This window comes from Sphingobacterium sp. UBA7038 (genome assembly GCF_002494055.1).
In the GTDB taxonomy this organism is placed as follows: domain Bacteria; phylum Bacteroidota; class Bacteroidia; order Sphingobacteriales; family Sphingobacteriaceae; genus Sphingobacterium; species Sphingobacterium multivorum.
The window spans coordinates 372,527-394,825 of record NZ_DLAV01000039.1 but is presented as its reverse complement, the minus strand read 5'-3'; the positions used below and the strand labels follow the sequence as shown (position 1 = coordinate 394,825).

Genomic DNA, 22,299 nt, shown 5'->3' with positions numbered 1-22,299 from the left:
TTGGTTTTTATTATTTTAATTTGACCTGCAAGGCTTTACCTGCATAGGTTACCACTGTAGATTTTGCTGATGAAACATCCAGTCCGACGGCATTCCTGTCGCTGACAAAAATGATATTGAACTTTCTTTTGGTCAGCATGCCGTCGAAATCTCCCTGACGGCTGGCCAAAGACAGTATCTGTTCAGAATTATCGTAGCTGAAATCAATGCGGCTATATTTCCCTTTTTCATAATTATAATTGCTCCCTTCGTCTTCATAGAGTGAAAACTGACCGTCTGCTCCGGCATAGATATAAATATCCAGCACATCCGGCTTTTTCTCGGCCGTATACTGCATGACAGGTCCAATGGGCACTATTGCTCCGGCTCTGACATAAACAGGGATACGTTCGTATGGTGCTGCAATAAGCAGATCCTGCCCGCCTGCTACCATCTGGCCACTGTATAGATCATACCAGCTGGCTCCTTTTGGAAAGTGTATCTTGCGTGAGGTTGCTCCTTTTTCTGTGACTGGACTGACGAGCAAGGATGGCCCCCAAAGGTATTGGTCGTTGCTGTCGAATCCATCTTTGTCCTGCGGGAAATCCATGGCAAGTCCACGTATCATCGAATAGTCCTCAAAAAAAGTCTTTGCGGCAAGACTGTAATTATAGGCCAGTAATTTATACCGTAGATTGATCGCATAGGTCATGCTTTTATAGGCCGGATGATCCACAGGAGCGATATTATACGGCTCACGGTAGGGATATTGTCCATGCGCCCTGAACAAAGGCAAGAATGCCCCGTATTGGTACCAGCGGCTATTCAGCTCGCGCCACTCCTCCAAGTCTGCCGCATTAGGTTTGTGAAACCTATTTTCAACCAAAAAGCCACCCGCATCCATGGTCCAGTAAGGTGTCCCGGACATCGAGAAATTGATGCCCCCGGCAATCTGATCTTTCATGTCATGCCATCTCGAAGCAATATCGCCGCTCCAGGCCGCCGCAGCATAGCGCTGCTGCCCTGCAAAAAAAGATCGCGTCAGAATAAATACCCGTTTGTTAGGATCTGTTTCACGCTGGCCCTCATAGATACCCTTGGCATTTTGCAAAGGGAACGCATTATAATAGCGAACAGATGACCCTATACTCGGCTGAAAAACCGATTTACGCTCATCCAGATCAATATTGGAGTGAATATCTGGTTCGCTGGCATCCATCCACCAAGCATCGATCCCAATTTTGAACAGGTTGTTGTCCAACAATTTCCAGAACCCATCGCGTGCCGCTTTGTTGAAAGGATCATAAAATGTCGAGGTATAGCCCTTTCCGATCCAGTCTTTTCTGCCATCATAAATATTTCGTGGATAGATCCATTTGTTGGCTTTAAATTCTTGGTATACGGAAGACTCTTCATTGATTTTGGGCCAGGCCGAAATCATGATCTTAAAGTGCTGATCATGCAGCTTCTTCACCATGGCCTGAGGATCTGGGAAACGCTTTACATCAAATTTCTGGCTCCCCCAGTCATTTTCAGCCCAGTAAGACCAATCCTGCACAATATTGTCGATTGGAATCTTACGTTTGCGAAATTCAGCTGCGACCGCTTCAATTTCCGCTTGCGTCTTGTAGCGTTCTCTGCTCTGCCAAAATCCGAAGCTCCAAAGCGGCATAATCGGTGCCTTGCCGGACAAGTGGCGATAACCTGCAATGACCTCATCCATTGATGCGCCCTGAACAAAGTAATAATCTATGGCATCGCCAGCTTCCGAATTAAAGGAAAATACGTTTTTACGCACTTCCGGGATAGGACTCTGCCAGTTTAAGGTAAAATAAGACTCCCCTCCATCTGGTATCCATTCCATGCGGATCTGGTGGGTCTTATCTTTCTGGAGGTCTCTCTCAATCTCAAAGGTACCTGCATTCCAGGATTGCCGCCAGCGGTCGGCGACCAGCTCCCCATCAATCCAGACTTTCATATAACCCGAATATTTAAAATGCAGCACATGTTTGCCTGTGTAGGGCGAAGAGAAACTTCCGGCATAGATGACTTTGCTTTCGGCCAGATTTACGCCTTTTGGAAACTTGTGCTGATCTGTTAGGTAGCCATAGTCAATGATCGATTCCGGTCGGGATAGATAAACCTCTTCGCCCTTGTTCCGATTTACATAGGTTGCTGTGAGCCAGCCCGGTTCACCTTCTTTTGACTGTAGTTTAAAAGCATTTAAGGGCAATAACGGTCTCACGTCGCCCGCTTTTGTGATGGAGTAATTGTGCCATAAAATACCATAGTTATTGGTGGACAGTAAAAAGGGGATTCCGATTTCTGTATTATATTGCAGCAGCGAAACCTGTTTTCCACGGTTATAGTTCATCACCGCATTCTGATGTTGGCCGAGTCCGTAGATCCCTTCTTCAGCATTGACAATAAAGTCTTGGTTAATGTGATAAAATGCATCACCTTGATAACTATTGGCTAAGAAAGAACTTGAATTCCGCTTTGCTTCTTTAAGGATGGATTGCCCCTTAAGATCAAAAAATTCCACGTTACCATTCATCAAGGAAACAACTGCCTGCATATTGGCCGTTTGTACATTTACCGTCGAGTCTGTCGAGCTTACCGCGAGTGATTTTACTTGCCGGCGCACTGAATCGACGATCACTAAGCTTGTTTGTCCCGGTAAGACTGCACCAGCCGGAACAGCTGTGACACGCACAATCTTGTCGGTTACGACATCCAAATAAATATCCTGATCAATGGAGGTCTCCGAATTTTTGAAGCTGACCTTAATACCGGAAGGCATTTTTTCATAATGAGCTTTATTGGCTTGGCTAAATCCCTGCTGCACGATTGCGAAGAGCATCAAACCACTTAAAGCGTACGTTAAGTTGCGCATTTAAATAAGATTTATTGGTTATTATATTCCCTTGGTTATTACACGTCCTTTCCTATTGAAAGAACAGATCAAATATAGAATGCAACCGGTTGTATAAGGGGTATGTTTTGTTAACTTTTAGGGGTTATTTTGTTAACTTATGCGGGAATACTCGCGGGCAACACTATCGATAATTCACTTATTTACAAGCTTTTTCGATAAAAAGACGGCAGGTTACCAAATGCAGATTTAAAATATTTGCTGAATTGTTTCGGATTTCCGAATCCTACTTCATAAGCAATTTCAGCCATCGATAATTTCGAGTTCTGAACCAGATGCATGGCACGCTTGAGCCGAATATGTCGGATGTATTCCATCGGTGAATAGCCTGTGATGGCAAGCACCTTTTTATAAAGCCCTACGCGGGTGAGGTTCATTCTTTTGGCTAGCAGTTCGACAGAAAGCGAAGAGTCACTGAGATCCTGCTCAATTTCCTTTACAAGCACACGGATAAACTGTTCATCAGCAGATTCGATATCGGGCTGCGCCAGATTAACGTTGATCTGTTTTTTATACCGTTTTACTAACGTCTGCTGCTGATGGAGTATCTGCGCCAATTTTGAACGCAGCAGACTGATATTAAAAGGTTTGTTGATATAATCTGTTGCACCGGCCTGTAAGGCCTCCAGTTCGATCTTCTGATTGACTACCGCAGTTACAATCAGCACAGGGATATGGACCAGCTTAGCCTGGGCTTTTATAAAGCGGCAAAAATCCAGTCCGCTCTCTCCAGGCAGGCTGAGATCGGTGATGACAAGATCGACCTGCTGCTTGCTTAGGGTCAATTTTGCATCATTAATACTTTGTACAGCGTAAATTAGGTAGACCGAACTCAGGGTCCGCTCCAAGTAATGAAGGAAGTCAATATCATCTTCCACCAATAAAATAGCGGGTTTATCCTGCTTACTGCTTTCGACGGGATCGGCGCTCGCTATGGCCTTATTTATGGGCAACTGAACATTAAATGTCGTCCAGTGCGCATTGCTGCTCAGCCTGATATTTCCACTCAAGAATTCGACATAGTCTTTGACAATAGAAAGCCCGATGCCTGTACCCTGATTCAGTTTTCCATTTGGCACATCCAGTTGTATGTAACGTTCAAAAACGCGGGCTTGTAAATTTTCGGGAATCGCTATACCCTGATTTTGAACTTCAATACACAGTATCTTTTCTGTTTCTTGTTCAGTGATTTCGGCATTGAATGTCACAATACCGGATACTGGGCTAAATTTGACCGCATTTGACATCAGATTGAAAATAATGCTTTCCAATTTGTTTTTGTCAAACCAGGACAGATATGTGTCTGGAGCGATATTGACCTGCAGCGAGATCTGATTGCTTTGAGCTATCCCGGCAAAGGCATCAAGCTGTTCGCGGATAAATCCCATGAGGTCCCCATATTCTTCGTTCAGTTCAAGTTCACTTTTCTCCAATTTTCTAAAGTCCAGCAGCTGGTTGACCAATTTAAGCAGACGGTCTGCATTCTTCTTGATTAAGTTTAGGTCGGCTTTTTTTTCCGGATGCTGCTCTTCATCCAGCAGCTGCTGTGCTGGAGTTAGAATCAAACTGATCGGAGTCCTGAATTCATGGCTTATATTGGTAAAGAAACGTGTTTTCAACGCATCCAATTCCTTTGCCTGTGCAGCTTGCTCTTGTGCGAGATAGAGTTGATTACGCGTCCTGACACGCAGTTTTGTCAAATAAAAATAAGCCCATAGGACGACTAATATCAAACAGGCATAAAAAAGAAAGGCCATTGTTGAACGCCAAAACGGTGGCTGTATATCGATTGTCAAAAGTAGTACACCATCTGACCAGCTACTTGAATCGATAGCATGCCGAATATACAAGCTGTAGCTGCGCGTGTCCAGATTGGTAAAACTGGCCCGCATGGTTCCCGGTTCAAAATCAAACCATTCATCACTTAGACCAGCAAGCTGATATTGATAGAGTCCATTATGTTGCTGTAGGTAGTCAAAGGTCGAGAACTCCAGCGAAATGGCATTGAGGTTGTACGGAAGCCTCAGTTCCTTAAGATTATTCAGGGCTTGATCGTAAATGACCCGGCCCGAAAATTCTTCACCTACGGCGACCCGCTTATTGAATAAATAGAGATTGGACAAAAGCGGCAAGATCAGTTCACTTTCGCGGCTAATTTTCGCAGGATCAATAAAATTGAACCCCTTTGGCCCACCAAAAACAAGTCTTCCGTCCCGCATTTTTAAAGCAGCGTTTTCATTGAATACATTACCCTGAAGGCCCAATTCCTGCGTAAAATTGCGGATGATAAACTTCTCTGCCTGCCCTGTACCGACAATCGTCGACAGGCCTTTGTTTGTGGAAGCCCAAATATCACCTTGATCATCTATCAAGAGCGCCAGGATTGCATCGTCGCTAAGCCCATCTTGCTGTGTAAGATAGCTTATTTTCGCACCATCGATTACATGCAGTCCCTCTTGTGTCGCTACCCAAATACGACCAGTTTTATCCTCTTTGATATCATAAATTAGATCATTCATGAGTTTCATAGGCGAACTGGATGTATTGATATAAGTAATCTTGTCGTCGGGTGTCAACAATGCCAATCCTGTAGCTGTGCCGATCCAGAGACGTTTTTTTGAATCCTCAAATAAGACAGAGATATAATTGCTGTTGATGGTTTGGCCCTGCCGTGTATATGTTTTCGAAAACTGTTCTGTTTTTTTATCAAACAGGTACAGGCCGGTACTTAGCGTTCCTATCCAAAACCGATGTTGACTATCTTCATAGATCTCCCATACACTATCGTCATTCAATTTCCCGGGGGCCGCGTCACGGTGGAAAACCTTAAAACTTTTGCCGTCAAATCGACACATACCACCTCGATAAGTTCCTATCCACAGCCTGTCTTCCGCATCCAGCAATAAGAAAACAATCACGTTGCTGCTCAAACTATTGGGATCCTGAGGATCATGCAGGTATTGCGTAAAGGTTTTCTGACTGAGATCATAATAGAGCAATCCCCCGCCATTTGTCCCAATCCAGAGATTACCCTTTCGATCCTGTACAAACTTATTGACGTCGTCAAAGGGAAGTGATTTGGGAAGTCCAGGATAGTTCTTGACTAAGGAGAATAATAACAAGTTGGGATGATAATAACTGATGCCGCCTTTGTATGTTCCCGTCCAGATAATCCCTGACTTATCCCGATATAAAGCCGTTATGCTATTGTAAGGTAGGCTCCGTAAATCATATTTATCGTTACCGATGATTTGTACACTTTTTGTTTTTTTATCATAAACATTGATCCCACCATGGTCAGTTCCTAGCCAGAGATGCCCTTTATCATCTTGCACGATATTGCCTACAAAAGGATTGGATAGTTCTTTTTGGAGATGTTGAATTGATCCATCTTTCGGATCAAGCCAGTATACACCGATTGGAATATCCTTTGAGAAGATCCATATCGCCCCGTCCTGATCGGCAAATAGATTATAATTTACCAGCTTATTGCTGATCGGCAATAAGCTAGTTTTGGTACTTCGCAGTGATTTCGTATCAATGTGACCCAGCAGGCCATTTTCGTAGATTACCCAGATCGTCTGCCCTTGCCCAGCTATCACATCGGCTATTCGGTTGTTTTTGGTCAACTGCGGTACAGTACGATAGGTTTTCTTTAGGCTATCGTACAAGATCAGTGAACGATCGCTATACAATAGTGCAAAGGTCTGCCCTTCCAGCGGTCTTATCGTATGTACGTCTTTGACGGGCAACTTTAAGCGGGTCAGTATGGAATCAAGCTGCTGGACGATAATGCCTGAATGCTGATCATACACATTCATCCGGTTGCTGGTACGGATCCATACATTACCTTCTGGTCCCTCAAAGATTGCGGAAATCGAATTTCCACTCAGCCCGGTACGTTTATTGGCGGAATAGCGAAAATTTGTGAATTGCGCTCCATCAAATCGGCTCAGGCCAGATTCGGTACCAAACCATAAGTAATTGTACTTATCCCTGAGTGCGCAATTGACATGATTATGCACCAGGCCCTGGTCAGAAGTTAAGGTTCTAAACGCATACGTATTGACCTGGCTCCAAACTGAAGATTGCCCTAAGAAAAGGAGAAGAAAGAGTTGGAGATACGCGTATAAAAAAGACTTAAGCTGCTGCATTGGTTATCATCTCCCCAATGATACAAAAATTGATCAAATACAGCAAATCAAGTTGCTATTAATATAAGCTTTGACATGGTCTTTTGATCGTTTCATCATTATACAACACGCACTATCACCTCTTATCATATTCCCAATATAAAAATGGCATTGTTGAGACAGCTATTCTTTATCCGCTAACCAAGTTACCACATTGCGATCACGTTCGTAAGTTAAACCGGAATAATACCATTTTTACAGGGGATTAACAGGGTGTTAGCAAGGGTTTACCCCTGTTATACCCCTGTTAACCCCCTGTTATCCCCCTGTTAAACCCCTGCTAATAGTAGAACTGGTATAAATTAATTAATACGTTTTGTAGGAAAAATTGAAAATCAGTTTTACAATGAAGCGCTTCCAAAAGATTGCTATTAAATAAATAGCCATGAAAATAGCACTATTTAAACAGCCCTATTAGGTAATAGAATTTCTAAAACCAGATGTTTAGATCTGACTAAAAATCCTTTATTCACCACTCGAAATAGCAGTTCAAAATACTGGAAACTTACTGAAATTGCTTAGGCCTGTCTTTTTCTGCTGCTCTTGCGGCAATCTCATCAATGCGTTTTTTGCGGGTATTTGGTCTTTTGGCGAGAACAATCCATTGCAACATCATTTTTTTGACGGATTTACTCAATCCAAGAAAATAATCTTTTGAACCAGCGTAATGTTGAAATGCTTCATCCAAATCCTCGGGAATAATTAATTCTTCCACACTGTCCAAAATTGACCAAGAGCCATTTTCTTGCGCTATTTTTATAACCTCATGCCCCGCTGGAGTCATCAGATTCGCATCGATTAGTTTTTTAACTTTTTCTTTGTTAATTTTAGACCAGGTACTATTGGGTTTTCTTCGGCTAAATAACTGCATGAATGAATAGGCATCAATCGGCCTCCGTGTGCTATCAATCCAGCCAAAACACAAAGCTTCATCCACAAGTTCAGTCCAGTTGACCACCGGTAAATTTGATTTTTTAGTATTACAGATCACCCAAATTGATTGTGCTATGTGATGATTGTTCTCAAGCCAAAATCGCCACTCTTCCTTTGTATTCAGGTAAATAGTGATTCTCTCCGCCGAATTCTGTTTGATCATTTATTTAGTTTTTTAGTCCTTACTGGTATGGATAAAATTTGTCTATTGTGAAAATACGTTTTTTTTGAATACTAGTCATCCATGTTTTGCAGAACAACGACCAGCTTGTCCTATTGACAATATCAGCCCGCTGCTCTATTTTCCATTTTCCCTCACTTGCCAAATGATTATTTTGCGTAGGCGCCAAGTCGATAGCGTCGAATAGCGTAAAAAAAACCAGCAACAGCCAATAATGGTAATTGAAGTCAAGCTAATCAGGATTTTCTTTATCATACGTATTTATTTTTGCATTTCGTTTCAAATAATAAGTCCTTAAAAAATTACAATCAACACAGAAGTTAAAACCTTTTATTCGTTAAACACCACAATCGCCAATTTACAGTATTACAATAGCTAAAAAATCGATAGTTTATATGTGTTGGCAATTATTTATAATTCGTTAGTGATCCATCAATTTACACAAACGTTTGTGTATTCAATTTACTTGAATCTCTAATTTATTCTCAGTATACTCGTGATAACATTATAATTAATTACCTAGAACAGTGGTTCAAAAAATAGACTAAACAGACAGCAAAGCAACATTACCGGAATACGGACTAATATATTCTTATAGCAACATATTTTAAAACGCTAAAAAAATGAAACAGATTGGCTTAAAAATCAAACAGGAATGGAAGTTTCTTTCCATATTCGTCATCTGCTCTTTACCCGGCTTATTCAGCATGGCACAATCCAACACACCGGTCCTCCGTATCGGTATCATGGCCGATATGCAATACGCAGACAAAACAGACCACGGTAGCCGTTTCTACCACAATTCATTAATGAAGGTCGATACGGCTGTAGACTTCTTCAATCGCAATAAGGTCGATTTTTCATTGATTCTTGGCGATCTTGTCGACGAAGGTCCAAAAGATCTTCCAGTACTGTTAGAACATCTCTCCCCCTTAAAAAAAACGACTTATTGTCTACTTGGAAACCACGACTATGTTAACGTATCCAAACCGGATCTTTTGCACACTGCTTTTGGGATGCCAGCTAAATACTATGCATTTACAAAAGGAAAATGGCGGTTTGTTTTCTTAAATACGAATGCGCTCAGTGAATATGCCACAACGCCCAATTCAGCAGACCAACGTGAATGGAAAACCCTGGTGGATAGCCTACAGACAAGCGGAAGGAAAAATACGCAACCCTGGAATGGCGGAGTTAACCGTAAACAACTCGAATGGTTACAAAACGAACTTGCCCAAGCGTGGAAAAACAAAGAGCATGTGATCGTATTGACACATCATCCTTTATTGCCAGAAAACGGCTATGAAACACTCAATAACCGGGAGGTTCTTGATATACTATACAAATTCCCCGAAGTTAAGTTGGTACTTTCCGGTCATAATCATAAAGGCAATTATGTAATGGCAAATAATATTCCTTTTGTAACCATGGAGGGTATGATCGAAACAGCTACCAGCAACGCCTATGGACTTTTGGAACTCTATCCGAAAGAAATCAAAATCAAAGGCCAGGGTAGACTCAGTTCAAGAGTTTTTAAATTATCATCCAAATAAGGCTCAATCGGGTGATTAATAAACTCACCATAAATGAGATTTAAATAAAACACCCGCAACGGCTTTAGCTGTTGCGGGTGTTTTTTATTGAATAGGTTTAGACAAAAATACTATTCCATGGTTGGATTAAATGTTCCGCCCCAATCTTTATTCTGCTTGATATTTGGGTTCTTGTCAATGACCGACTGCGCGACGGGAAAGAAATAATAGGTATCGGGTACCAAATTCACTTTGTTTCCTGTACTGGGCACCTGCAAGACGCTATATTTGAACTGATTTTCCTTCAATGTATATGTTTTGGCCAATGCATTGGCATCATCCAGATTCATCTCCGTTCCATTTGAATTTATTGCTATCGCTTCAACTCCATGTTTGGTTGTATTGTTCAGTATATTGAGCTTACGCAACCTTCTTAAATCCCAAAAACGATGTCCCTCAAAACAGAACTCAATATTACGCTCTGCCAAAATGGCTTCACGCATTTGCTCCTTCGTGGTTGCTGTTATGCCATATTTATTATCTGCGCCCGGCTCGATTCCCGCTCTTTTCCTAATTTGCGTAACCAGGTCTAAGGCTGTCGCAAAATCTCCTGTTTCATTTGCCGTCTCAGCATAATTCAATAGAACTTCGGCATAGCGCATCAACACAAAGTCGACATCATACTGAGTTTCCACTTCGGTTTGCTTTAATGACAGTTTGGAATTTTTTAAGATAAAAAACCCGCTATATCGATCCAAATTGGACGATGGAGTTTTTGCCTTCGGGTTAATGCCAAAGTCATCTAAAGCCGGAGCAATACCGACAGAAGTGTATTGTCTTTTGCCGGTCTTGCCGGAAACTTCATAGATTTTGGCATTCCACACAATAGACTTGTCAAAACGCGGATCGCGGTTTTCCCAATAGGATTGTAAAAATTGATCTTCTGTCTTATGGTATTTACCCGCTTGATCGGAATATAACTTTCCATCTTTCATTGGGAAAGCTTTTACAAATTCCCAGGATGGAACGGAACCTGCCGGCCCCCTACTTTCGGATCCCGGACGCACGCCATTATCCCAATTGGCAACTTTATTTGGATAGGTATTAATCACAGCAAAAACAACCTCCGGACCCTTTTCTACCAGCGCAATGTTGGAATAATCTGAAGTCAAACTATAGCCATCCGCCTTAAGCTGATCATAAGCTAATTTATTTGCGGTATTGGCCTCCTGCCAATAGGCATTTCCATAAGGATTGGAAGGGTTAAACTGTGGAGAAGCTTTATATAGCAATACCTTTGCTTTAAAAGCGGCTGCAAAATCACCATCAATTTTCCCATAATCTGCTGTTCCTTTTGCAATTGTTTTTGGCAATTGTGAAATTGCCTGATCCAGATCTTTAACGATCAGCTCAAAACATTCTTTTGTCGAATTGCGGGGCACATTAAGATCATCATTTTTTAGGTCTTGCGGTACAGTAATATAAGGAACACCGCCGTGGATCCTGACCATGTTAAAATACATAAAGGCACGCATAAACAACGCTTGGCCAATCACCGTTTTTTTAAAATCGTCTTTTAATGAAGTACTTTCATTGACTTTCTGTATGGCCGTATTGATTTTCCGGATGGTTGTATAATCCCATGATTTGTAAGAACCATTGTTGACGGTAACCGCATCCAATGGAAAAGCGATGCCGATTAGTTGTTCCGAATTTCCGTCCGCACCAGAATTCCAGTTACCAAATAGTGGATATAAATTGGCAAGATAGCCGTTCACTAGATTTGGATCAGCCCATACCTTGGCTTCATCCAGCGAATTGAGGTCCTCAATGTCCAATACATTTTTACAGGAGGACATGCACAAGGCCAATGCAATTAAAGGATAATATATTTTTTTCATCTTTTTTTCATTTAAAATTTAACATCAAGTCCAAACGTAAAGGTTTTCATGACTGGATAAGAATCATACAGCTTTTGTTCGGGATCATGAAACTCTTTCATTGGCGAAAAAACAAACAAATTGGTCCCATTAAAAAACAGATTGACATCTTTCACACGCAGTTTCTCCGTCATGCTCTTCGGCAATCGATAAGAAACATTAAGGTCACGTAAGCGCAAATAGGCTCCATTTCTTATCCAGAATGACGAAGGGGCTGCACCGGATTCGGCCCATCCAGAGTATCCTGTTGGCCGCGGATATTTGGCGTCGGTATTATCCGGTGTCCAGACATCGGAAGCCCAAATTGGATAATATGGACGGAAGGTATCACCGTGCTGACGCATTCCACCGCCTTCTTGATTACTGATCATGCGATCATAAGCAAGAACTCCCTGAAATAAGGCCGAGACATAAAAGCCCTTCCAGCTCGCATTGAATCCAAACCCATAATTGATGCGCGGAGAATTATTGTCCGACAATAACTGCAAATCGTTATCATCAATTTTCCCATCCGGACCACCTGAGTAATTCGCCCCCTGAATATCTTTATATAAGATCATCCCAGGAAAAGGATCCCTTCCGTAGGTCTTAAATCCTTTTGCTTTCAACGCATCAGCTTCAGCCTGTGTCCTAACCAAACCAAGGGATTCTAAGCCGATAATTCTATTCTCAGGTCGTCCAATTCTGGAGCGAAAATTCTGCGGCTGGCCCGATGCATAAGATGGTTCTTCGTCAATGATGTCCCAACGGTCTTTGGCATACCCCAGATTGGCATTGAGACCATAAGCCACTTCACCAACCTTGTCATTCCAGTTAAAAGAAATCTCGCCGCCTTTATAACTTCTCGCCGCATAGTTTTCAGGAGCAAGTGCACGACCGTAATTGTCAGGGACCTTCAGCGATCTTGGACCAAGAATATTGGTTTCCTTGCGTGAAAACAGATCAAGGCTACCGGTCAGCTTATTATTAACAAATCCAAAATCCAAACCCAAGTTGACACTCTTAGAAGTTGTCCAGGTTAGATTTTGTGTTGGGGTTGCACCATACGCAATACCATTATAATAGCGGTCACCAAACATATAACCGCCCGAGGTTGTATACTTTTCTAAATAACCAAATTGCCCGATTCGATTGGCATTGACATCCAAATCGTTACCCGTTGTACCATAAGAAGCTCTGAACTTCAAATCCGATATCGTATTTTTTATATCCGTAAAGAAGTTTTCGTCCGACACACGCCAGGCTGCTGATACTGAAGGAAAAAATCCCCACCGCTTATCCGTCGGAAATAATGGTGAACCATCGTAACGAAAAGAAAACTCCGCAATATATTTATCCGCATAATTGTAGTTGGCACGCCCGATGATACCACGTCTCGAATCGATCGTTTCATTGGCAGTTGTCGACCTAAAGTTGCGATCTGTAGGATAAATAAACATTTGATCCAGGGCTGTAATTGGATTTTCTGCCCGTGAAGTGACATAAGTCCCTCCTTTTTTGGACTGTTCATAAACCAATGTTCCGTCTACGGAATGTTTACCAAACTTGCGGTTATAGTTTAAAAACCAGTTTACCTGATATTCCCACAATCGTTGTGGGCTATAATCCATGAAAGGCTGGCTCTGACTAAAAGTAAAAATATTAATATTAGCTTCTGATGGCGGAGCTGGTATAAAGCGGTTGTCATTCGGGTTTAAAGAAGTAAAGGTATAGTTCTTTTGAAAACTCATATAACGCTTGCGCATATAGTCTTGAGCAATGTAACTTCCGACAACTTTTGTCGAAAGGCCCTGTACCAATTTATCCAGCTTCAAGTTTAGGGTCATAATAGGATTGACCTGCCGCACTTTACGGTCTATATAGCGATCCCCAATGACCTGATCGATCACATTCCACGCCTGCCAGCTTCCCATAGGCGTCTGTACAGGATAAGCCGTTGGTGTATTGCTCGGTGTTCCGTCTGCATTCAGGTAAAACGGATACATCTTTGGCCAGTTGAATGTAACACGGTAGAAATCGGATACATCAAAATCATCATCGTTCGAAGATGTGCTGAATGGCCAAAAAAAGCGCTTCGAATTAGTCTGGTTGGCTGAAATATTAAAATCCATGCTAAAATCTTCGGTAATCTGTGCGGAAATATTGCTCCTTAGATTAAATTTCTCATGATCCAAAGATTTATAAGATCCATTTTCTTTACGGTAGCTCAGCAAGCTATAATAAGTAATTTTGTCGCCACCCCCATTAACCGATATTGATTGTCGATGTGTAAACGGATTGCGCCAGATAACGTCATTAGCATTGTAATTTTTGTCCTTGAAATAATCAAACTCTTTTTGTCCATTGGGGATAGAAAGACCACGAAATTCGGCGACCCGGTTTTGATAAGTGAGTTCATCTTGCGCAGTCGTTAAATTAGCAAGGAGCTCCTGTGTTGGCGTATTGAAAGTATAATTACTTTGTACATTAAAAACAGGGGCTTGCGCCGTTCCTTTTTTTGTCGTTACCACCACTACGCCATTACCGGCCCGGGTGCCATACACTGCGGCAGTTGCAGCATCTTTTAAGAAGGTCATTTGGTCAACCTCGTTCGCTTCAAGCACATCGAATGCAGCTTTATCGCGAACTACGCCATCAATTACATAAAGTGGCTCGGCAAAACTCCCCCGTATACGCAAGCTCGACGATGCTCCGGCCATCCCCGAAGTATTGGTGACATTGACACCTGCAGCTCTACCGGCGAGTGAATTGGAAAGATTTGAACTGGGGATGTTTTTTAACTGTTCTGCATTGACGGTAGCGACCGAACCAGTAATATTCCCTTTCCGCTGCTTACCATAACCAATGATCACAACTTCTTCAAGTGCTTGATCACTCGAAACCATGACGACATTGACGTTGCCTGTGGAAACGGCCACCTCCTGCTTTGTAAATCCTTGGTAGTTCACGACCAAAACATCACCGCGCCTTGCGCGAATAGAAAAAACACCTTGTTGATTGGAGGACGTTTGAACGGATGTTCCTTTGACGGTGATGGTAGCACCGGCTAATGCCTGACCTTTCTCATCTTTGATTATCCCTGTAACCTGATCTTGATCGACAATAGCATTGATCGGATCCAGATTCAGCGCGTAAGAATCGGGCTGACTAAACAGCAGGCAGAGCCCCAAAAGGCTAATGGGTCTCGCCTTTCCATGAAGAAAAAAATTTCTCATCATAATTACAAATTGGTTTAAAATAATAAAGAACCGTGGGGTTCAACTTTGGTTTATTGACTTTGCATGCTTTTCTTTTTATAAAAAACAGCAAAAGTGGATTAGATTGTCTATTAAATTTAAAAAACAAAATCCTATTAACGAAATTAATATGATTTTTTAATCTAAAATTCACAGAAACGTTACATGCTTAAAACAGGGAATGGAAATGCCGGACACAGCAGTCCCGATCTTCAGGTAGGACACCTAAAAACGGTAGTGAACACAGGGATTTAAAGTGGATTTACATCCCTGTATGAATAATATCTAGGAAATTTTATTTTCAGGCGAGCCAAGTACGATCAATGTAGAGGCTCCGAATGGGACTAAAAAAAATAAGAACCTAAAACTGTAAGCTGGCATTTAGACAAAACTGCCGTCCATTATAGGTTGGTAATACCACATAACTCTTTTTTGAATTCTGCAATCGACTGTCTACCAGCGGTAGCAACCAATAGGCGATTTTAGTACTTAAGATCCCGACCCCAGCTCCCATAGCGATATCCGAGAACCAGTGCTTATCATTGTGCATCCGCAGATAACCGGTACCCGCGGCAACAGCATACCCCGCTATTCCGTACCAAATTGACTCCTGTCTGTATTCCTGCCAAAGTAATTCCGCACCAACAAATGCAGTGGCAGCATGCCCTGAAGGAAAGGAATTGTTCGCTGAACTATCGGGTCGCCAAACAGGTATAGTAGATTTCATAATTCTCACGGTTGAAGTCATGATAATATTGGAAACCGCCGTTGTGAACAGGCGTTGTTTAAGGTTATGTTTCGCAGGTACCCCGACCGCATCCAGCACAAAAACTCCGGCAGTTCCAGCAAAACGTGTGAAATCGTCCAACTTAATTTTTTGATTGTTCCTTCTCGAAACGCCGTCTCTAATGTCTTCATCTATCCCTTTTAAAAAGGGATTCCCTTTGGCAACGGTACCATAGGTGATCAATCCTACAGGAACAGCCAGTTCTTTGTAAGGAATTTTCTTAAAAAAATGAGATCTGCTGCTCGAATCCGAAGGTTGTTCCGACAAGATCTGCGCAAATGAGGTAACCGGCATTACAAAAAGTAAAACCAGTAGCCAATAAAAAACAATCTGTTTCCAGTAATCGATCATTTTAGCCTTAAAAAATTTTATAATGCGCAAAGATAATATTTATAAACTACCTCTTTGACAGTTTTATAAACTACCTCTTTGACAGTATTAATCCATACAGCACGGCAATATTGGGCATCAATCTCCATTTTATCATTAAACAAAGGAAAAGTAACGAAAGTCCGCTGTTTTAGCTTTTAAATAGACGGCGGACTTTCGCTTCAACATATATAAATGATCAAAATCCTATCGTAACACCATTGGCAATGATAGCATCTTTTTTCACAACAACGATGCCGTCACAGATCATATGCGTATCAAAATCGCCATCATTCAAGCCCGGTCCACCAATGATACGAACGTCATCGCCAATACGGCAGTTCTTATCCAAAATAGCATTTTCAATATAACAACGTTTACCCACGCCTACCGGTGGTGGCTTTTGTGTATTTCCCAATTCCAACACTTCTTCCAATTGCTCATAGTAATCTGTTCCCATCATGTAGGTCGATTTAATAACCGTCCCTTCACCAATACGGGAACGTATCCCAATAACAGACCTCTCCAGTTTATCTCCATTTAAAATACATCCATCGGCAATTACCGTATTATTCAAGGTTGTCCCCGAAATTTTCGAAGGTGGAAGCATCCGCGCACGTGTATACACGGTTTCATTAAACAGGTTGAAATCCGGAATGTCATCCGTTAATCCGATATTGGCATCAAAAAAGGATTTGATGGTTCCGATATCGGTCCAATAACCATCAAATTGATAACTTAACACGCGAAGTGCTTCAATGGCATCCGGTATAATTTCCTTGCCAAAATCCATCCCGGGGTTGGCAATTAAAAGGTTGCGCAAGATGTTTTTTGAGAAAACATAAATCCCCATGGATGCCAGATAATGTCTTCCCTGCTTATGCAAAACCTCGGAGACCTCTGAGGTCCAATTTAATACTTCATCCTTATCGGGCTTTTCAACAAAAGCGGTAATCTCATTCGCTTCATTCGCTTTTAAAATACCAAATCCTGTAGCATCCTTACCATTGACTGGTATAGTCGCAATGGTAACATCCCCCCCATTTTCAACATGGAAGTCAATCAGCTTCGAATAATCCATTTGGTATAACTGATCACCAGACAAGACAAGAATGTAGTCGTAATCTACATTCAGGAGATGTTTCTGCGTTCGCCTAACGGCATCAGCCGTACCCTCAAACCAACGATCGCCCTCATTGGTCTGCTCAGCAGCCAAGATGTCAACAAAGCCCTTACTGAAAATGCTGAAATTGTAAGAATTTTTGATGTGTGTGTTCAAAGAGGCTGAATTGAACTGCGTCAGTACGAAGATCTTATTATAGCCAGAATTCAAACAGTTCGAAATCGGAATATCGACCAAACGATATTTTCCAGCTATTGGAACCGCTGGTTTCGACCGTTGCTGTGTCAATGGGAAAAGGCGCGACCCTCGACCTCCTCCCAATACAAGGGAAACTACTTTGTGTATCATACCTCAATCCATTAATTGGTTATAAAATTGTTATCTTCAAGAACAAGGACCTGATCAGGTTTAGTCTCGAGATTCTTTAAATTCAGGTTTAAGAATCCTTATTAAATTAGCAATTTTCCGGATAAGAAGCAAACAACAATTTTAATCAATGATTCTTTTCACAAAAAAGTAATTCTAGAAAAACGAGCAGAAACATGCTTAATTTTAACCGATTAAAAGGCGATGATGACAAGTCCGTGTCTCCCATAGGTTTAATATCCAAATAGACCACTGAATAAAAAAAGGCAGTAGATATAGCCAACAAGTAATAGGTTAACACCTATTTGCGGATATTTCTTTTGGGTAAATAACCATAGGATCTCAATAAAGGCATAAATGGACAACGGTGCTGCAAGACTGACGGTCATAAAATAGAGTAAATATCCAGCCCCCAAAGCATCATTTTGTTGTTTAAGAATCAAATATGGGACAAGAAGTAGCAGAAAGGCGATACAGACTACAGAAAATCGAATAAAAAAATGTCGTTTTAGTTTTCGATCCCCTTTAAGAGGTTTATACATAAACAGTGTTGAGCCCGATATATAGAGTGATAACAACAAATAACCGATATAGTGATGCGCGCTCTCCAAACCATTCCAATCTTGATTAGCGTAGGCAAGACCAACAATTAGAAATAAAACAATAAATAAAACTACTTTAATATAATTCATCTAAAAACATCAGGGGATTATCCCTACTAGAGTAATTGAACGCTATAAATTTTAATATCGTATGGAACACACGTGAATTTCAAGATTTCTCCCGGATGCTACTTCTTGCCAATCGAACTTCGACCACAATAGTGCAAATCAACTCAATAAAATCAACTTACGGAAGGATAACCAAACTAAATTTTCATCCATGGGAAGGCAACCTTGACCTAAAATTTGCGTAAATTGCTAAAGTATATAGAACAAAACAGCTATGAATTCTTCATTATTGGATGGGAACTATTGGGATGAACGTTATAAGAACAAAGCAACAGGCTGGGATATTGGCTATGCCTCTCCTGCTATTATCAATTATGCAGCAGCGTCTATTGCCAAACATGCATCTATTCTAATTCCCGGTTGTGGAAATGCTTATGAAGCAAAGGCTCTACTTGACATGGGGTTCCATCAAATTACCTTACTTGATATCGCTCCGACCCTCGTTGCGAAGGTAAGAAAAGAGTTCGCCAATAGCCCTCAGATCCAAATTGTATGTCAAGATTTCTTCCAGCACCAGGGTCAGTACGACTATATAATTGAGCAAACATTTTTTTGTGCACTGGATCCTTCATTACGTCCCAGCTATGTACAACAAATGCATACTTTGCTCAAGCAGCAGGGTATTCTGATGGGTTTATTGTTCAAACGGGAATTTGCAAAACAGGGACCACCTTTCGGTGGAGATCAAACGGAATATCAACAATTATTCGCTTCGCAATTTGACATTTTACAGCTGACAGATTCAACCAACAGTATTCCCCAAAGACAGGGAAATGAACTCTTTTTTGAGCTGCGCAAAAAATAGTCTACTTGCCCGGCATGACCCGATAGGTTGGATCTTCCATGATATTGACCTTCACAATGCCCGCAGCATTTTTTAACAAAGAGCGACAATCTTCACTGAGGTGCCACAATTCGATTTTTTTCCCTTGTGCAGCGTAGCGTTCGGTAATTTTGTTGAGTGCATCCACGGCGGACATATCCACCACACGACTTTCCTTAAAATCTAAAATCACACGCTCAGGATCTTCCAAAACATCAAATTTATCCAAAAAATTAGCTGTCGAACCAAAGAAAAGAGGTCCATAGATTTCATAATGCTTGATGCCCTCGGCATCCAAATATTTTCTTGCACGAATGCGCTTCGCATTATCCCAGGCAAATACAAGTGCGGATACCACTACACCAATCAGCACCGCAAGTGCCAAATTATGTAAAACCACGGTAATTCCGGCGACAATAATCCCAACGAAAATATCTGATTTGGGAAATTTATTGACAATCCGCAAGCTCACCCATTGGAAGGTTCCAATGGCCACCATCATCATCACACCGACCAGCGCGGCCATGGGTATCTGCTCAATAAAAGGAGCACCTACCAAAATAATCACTAAGATGGTCATCGCTCCTATAAAAGAAGAAAGTCGCGTGCGGGCACCAGCATTTAAATTGACCAGTGTTTGAGCAACCATGGCACAGCCACCCATTCCCCCAAAAAATCCATTGATTGTATTGGCTATCCCCTGCGCCATGGATTCGCGGTTTGCATTTCCCTTACTCGCCGTTATTTCGTCCACCATGTTCAGTGTCAGGAGCGATTCCACCAACCCTACTCCAGCCATCACCAAAGAATACGGAAAAATCAGTTGCAATGTTTCCCAGCTCAGGGGTACATTAGGTAAATGTAGATGGGGTAATGTCCCACTAACAGAGGCAATATCTACTACTTTTTTGGTATCAATACCTAAAAAAGAAACTAGACCAAATACAACTAAAATAGCGACTAAAGAGGCTGGAACAGCCTTCGTTATCCGAGGAAATCCAATCACAATCAACATCGTCAGCAGAGTCAGTCCCCCCATGATGTATAAGGTACTTCCCGACATCCATTCCGCCCCCTGTTCGGTATTCACCTTAAATTGGACTACTTGAGCCATAAAAATGATAATGGCCAGTCCGTTCAAAAAACCGTACATAACGGGCTGCGGAATTAAGCGTACAAATTTCCCCCATTTAAAAAGCCCGACTAAAAATTGCAGGAGCCCCGCCAAGACGACAGCAGCAAACAGGTAATCAATACCGTGACTTGCCGCCAGGGCCATCAATACAACCACTGTTGCGCCAGCACCTCCGGAAACCATCCCTGGTCTACCGCCCAAAATGGAGGTCACCAAACCCATTAAAAATGCTGCATAAAGTCCCGTCAACGGTGGTAGCCCAGCTAAAATTGCAAATGAGAGTGATTCCGGAATCATTGTCATTGCGACCGTTAATCCTGCAAACAACTCATTCTTAAGATTAGTCGATTTTATATTGAATATTTCAAAGGTATTGTTCATTTTTAATTTACTTGAACGGGATAATTGCCGCAAAGGTACTAATCACACAAACACTTTTCCCCAATATTTGTTATTCTTTACAAATTTTATCGCAAAACAGTATGTTCATTTCGATCAAACAACGCATTAACCAACGTTATTATAGTCTCTTAATATGTATCATTTTGTTGCTTGTCCAGCTCGTGAGTATAGGGCCTAGTAAGGCTACATTCCTACCAGCTAGAGACTCCTTAGTTACTTCAGATAGCCTATTTCGAGCGAAACCTATCGAAAAATATCCCATGTACCACGATGAGCAACCACGACTTTGGAACAATCATCTTATCAACGTGAAACAAACAGACAGTCTATTCGATTACCAAAAAAAGAACTTCTTAAGGGCGGGAATTGAGTGGTTTTCCATCCAAGCTATTCCTGCATCGGTTAATTACTTCATTCGAAAAGATCCTGTTTCCCATATTTCCTTTAAAAACTTCTTTAGTCATTTAAAACTGTCAGCCTGGACCTGGGACGACAATCTTTTTGCAACAAATCAAATAGCGCATCCTTATCACGGTCAGTTTTATTTTAATTCGTTCCGATCCAACAACTACAGTTTTCTACAATCGACAGCAGCAACCGTAGCTGGTAGCTATATCTGGGAAACTGCAGGTGAAACAGAACCACCATCCATCAATGATATCATCAACACAAGTTTTGGCGGTACTATTTTAGGTGAAATGACCCATAGACTATCGCATCATATTCTTTCGCGCCCAAGCCTGACCAAAGGACAACGCAATAAAAAAGAACTATTGGCCATGTTGATCAATCCGATAAACGGGCTCAACCGTCTGCTCGACGGGCGCTGGGGAGATAAGGTAAAAGGTGCGGTGGTCGACAGTTCTTTAGTACACACTGAAGTTGAATTGGGGCTAAGACGGTTTGATGCCAAAGAACATGACATCTTGAATAAAGGAAAGAATGACATCTATGCTCGTATCAAACTGATTTACACCAACGATGATCTAGACAAAAAGAAACCCTTTGATGATTTCTTCCTCAACTTGGAACTTGGATCAGATGATAGTTCCATCGTCAATGCGGTCAATGTGTATGCCTCGTTATACGGTAACCGTATTTTATCCAATTTAACAGGACGTCATCGTGGTATCGTGTCTGCGCATTTCGACTTTCTACGCAATGAAGCTTTTTATTACGGATCACAGAGCATCAATTACAATGTTTTTTCAAACTTCAATATTGGTAGCCGTACCAAGCTGACAACCATCCTTGGTGGTGGTCCAGTGGTATTGGCTGCTGTACCTGATCCTTATCTCCATTTTGGTGAAAGTCGCACTTACGATTATGGCCCCGGGGCAGATGTTAGGGCTTCAGCCACATTGAGCACATTAAACCGCTTTAAATTTGGTATAGATTATCGTGGCGGATATTTTGTCACAATCAGTGGCAACAAATCCCACCATTTTCTACACGCGGTATCCACGAGTGCTTCAATGCGTATCTGGAAAAATTTCGGTGTCAACCTTTACTCCGGTTACTTTAGATTGGAAGGTCATTATCAAGACCATAACAATGTCAACAAAGACTATCCTTTTGTCCGGATAGCACTAGCCTACAATTCTGAATACTAGCGATAAAAAAAGGCTTAACTA

At 41.6% G+C, this 22,299-nt stretch carries 12 protein-coding genes; 3 read left to right on the top strand and 9 right to left on the bottom strand.

What is annotated here, in order from left to right:
• Positions 1-10 precede the first annotated feature (10 nt).
• From B3H30_RS23215 to B3H30_RS23205, 3 genes are all read right to left on the bottom strand, one after another.
• The gene (locus B3H30_RS23215) at positions 11-2,875 is read right to left on the bottom strand and encodes a TIM-barrel domain-containing protein (RefSeq protein ID WP_286709516.1); all 2,865 of its coding nucleotides are present in this window, start codon (positions 2,873-2,875) and stop codon (positions 11-13) included.
• Positions 2,876-3,057: 182 nt separating this feature from the next.
• A complete protein-coding gene (locus tag B3H30_RS23210; RefSeq protein WP_286709517.1) occupies positions 3,058-7,068 on the bottom strand; it encodes a hybrid sensor histidine kinase/response regulator transcription factor in 4,011 nt (1,336 codons plus the stop codon).
• 544 nt (positions 7,069-7,612) lie between these two features.
• A complete protein-coding gene (locus tag B3H30_RS23205) occupies positions 7,613-8,203 on the bottom strand; it encodes a YdeI/OmpD-associated family protein (protein ID WP_286709518.1) in 591 nt (196 codons plus the stop codon).
• Positions 8,204-8,844: 641 nt separating this feature from the next.
• Here B3H30_RS23205 and B3H30_RS23200 point away from each other — a divergent pair.
• Positions 8,845-9,774 carry a metallophosphoesterase gene (locus B3H30_RS23200; RefSeq protein WP_286709519.1) on the top strand — a complete coding sequence of 310 codons (930 nt, stop codon included), beginning with the start codon at positions 8,845-8,847 and terminating at the stop codon, positions 9,772-9,774.
• Between the two features lie 110 nt (positions 9,775-9,884).
• On the opposite strand, the gene B3H30_RS23195 is transcribed toward B3H30_RS23200, so the two are convergent.
• From B3H30_RS23195 to B3H30_RS23175, 5 genes are all read right to left on the bottom strand, one after another.
• On the bottom strand, positions 9,885-11,654 hold the full coding sequence (locus B3H30_RS23195; RefSeq protein WP_120334650.1) for a RagB/SusD family nutrient uptake outer membrane protein: 1,770 nt from the start codon (positions 11,652-11,654) through the stop codon (positions 9,885-9,887).
• Between the two features lie 11 nt (positions 11,655-11,665).
• Positions 11,666-14,911, bottom strand: a complete 3,246-nt coding sequence (locus B3H30_RS23190) for a SusC/RagA family TonB-linked outer membrane protein (protein WP_286834869.1) — start codon at positions 14,909-14,911, stop codon at positions 11,666-11,668.
• A gap of 379 nt (positions 14,912-15,290) precedes the next feature.
• Positions 15,291-16,067, bottom strand: coding sequence for a phosphatase PAP2 family protein (locus B3H30_RS23185; RefSeq protein WP_286709522.1), 777 nt, complete (start codon positions 16,065-16,067; stop codon positions 15,291-15,293).
• A gap of 217 nt (positions 16,068-16,284) precedes the next feature.
• On the bottom strand, positions 16,285-17,556 hold the full coding sequence (locus B3H30_RS23180; protein WP_145327434.1) for a glucose-1-phosphate adenylyltransferase: 1,272 nt from the start codon (positions 17,554-17,556) through the stop codon (positions 16,285-16,287).
• Positions 17,557-17,807: 251 nt separating this feature from the next.
• Positions 17,808-18,266, bottom strand: coding sequence for a hypothetical protein (locus tag B3H30_RS23175; RefSeq protein ID WP_075992038.1), 459 nt, complete (start codon positions 18,264-18,266; stop codon positions 17,808-17,810).
• Between the two features lie 253 nt (positions 18,267-18,519).
• Between B3H30_RS23175 and B3H30_RS23170 the strand changes: the two genes are divergently transcribed.
• Positions 18,520-19,110, top strand: coding sequence for a methyltransferase domain-containing protein (locus tag B3H30_RS23170; RefSeq protein WP_286709523.1), 591 nt, complete (start codon positions 18,520-18,522; stop codon positions 19,108-19,110).
• A gap of 1 nt (position 19,111) precedes the next feature.
• On the opposite strand, the gene B3H30_RS23165 is transcribed toward B3H30_RS23170, so the two are convergent.
• Positions 19,112-20,644: a SulP family inorganic anion transporter gene (locus B3H30_RS23165; RefSeq protein WP_286709524.1), complete on the bottom strand. Its 1,533-nt coding sequence runs from the start codon at positions 20,642-20,644 to the stop codon at positions 19,112-19,114.
• 101 nt (positions 20,645-20,745) lie between these two features.
• Between B3H30_RS23165 and B3H30_RS23160 the strand changes: the two genes are divergently transcribed.
• Entirely contained in the window at positions 20,746-22,278 is a 1,533-nt protein-coding gene (locus B3H30_RS23160; protein WP_145327438.1) for a DUF3943 domain-containing protein, read from the top strand.
• The last annotated feature ends 21 nt before the right edge of the window (positions 22,279-22,299 follow it).

Bases quoted from the DNA above. Each gene is read 5' to 3' on its own strand.
- B3H30_RS23215 (WP_286709516.1), bottom strand. From the start codon at position 2,875: ATGCGCAACTTAACGTACGCTTTAAGTGGTTTGATGCTCTTCGCAATC.
- B3H30_RS23210 (WP_286709517.1), bottom strand. From the start codon at position 7,068: ATGCAGCAGCTTAAGTCTTTTTTATACGCGTATCTCCAACTCTTTCTT.
- B3H30_RS23205 (WP_286709518.1), bottom strand. From the start codon at position 8,203: ATGATCAAACAGAATTCGGCGGAGAGAATCACTATTTACCTGAATACA.
- B3H30_RS23200 (WP_286709519.1), top strand. From the start codon at position 8,845: ATGAAACAGATTGGCTTAAAAATCAAACAGGAATGGAAGTTTCTTTCC.
- B3H30_RS23195 (WP_120334650.1), bottom strand. From the start codon at position 11,654: ATGAAAAAAATATATTATCCTTTAATTGCATTGGCCTTGTGCATGTCC.
- B3H30_RS23190 (WP_286834869.1), bottom strand. From the start codon at position 14,911: ATGATGAGAAATTTTTTTCTTCATGGAAAGGCGAGACCCATTAGCCTT.
- B3H30_RS23185 (WP_286709522.1), bottom strand. From the start codon at position 16,067: ATGATCGATTACTGGAAACAGATTGTTTTTTATTGGCTACTGGTTTTA.
- B3H30_RS23180 (WP_145327434.1), bottom strand. From the start codon at position 17,556: ATGATACACAAAGTAGTTTCCCTTGTATTGGGAGGAGGTCGAGGGTCG.
- B3H30_RS23175 (WP_075992038.1), bottom strand. From the start codon at position 18,266: ATGAATTATATTAAAGTAGTTTTATTTATTGTTTTATTTCTAATTGTT.
- B3H30_RS23170 (WP_286709523.1), top strand. From the start codon at position 18,520: ATGAATTCTTCATTATTGGATGGGAACTATTGGGATGAACGTTATAAG.
- B3H30_RS23165 (WP_286709524.1), bottom strand. From the start codon at position 20,644: ATGAACAATACCTTTGAAATATTCAATATAAAATCGACTAATCTTAAG.
- B3H30_RS23160 (WP_145327438.1), top strand. From the start codon at position 20,746: ATGTTCATTTCGATCAAACAACGCATTAACCAACGTTATTATAGTCTC.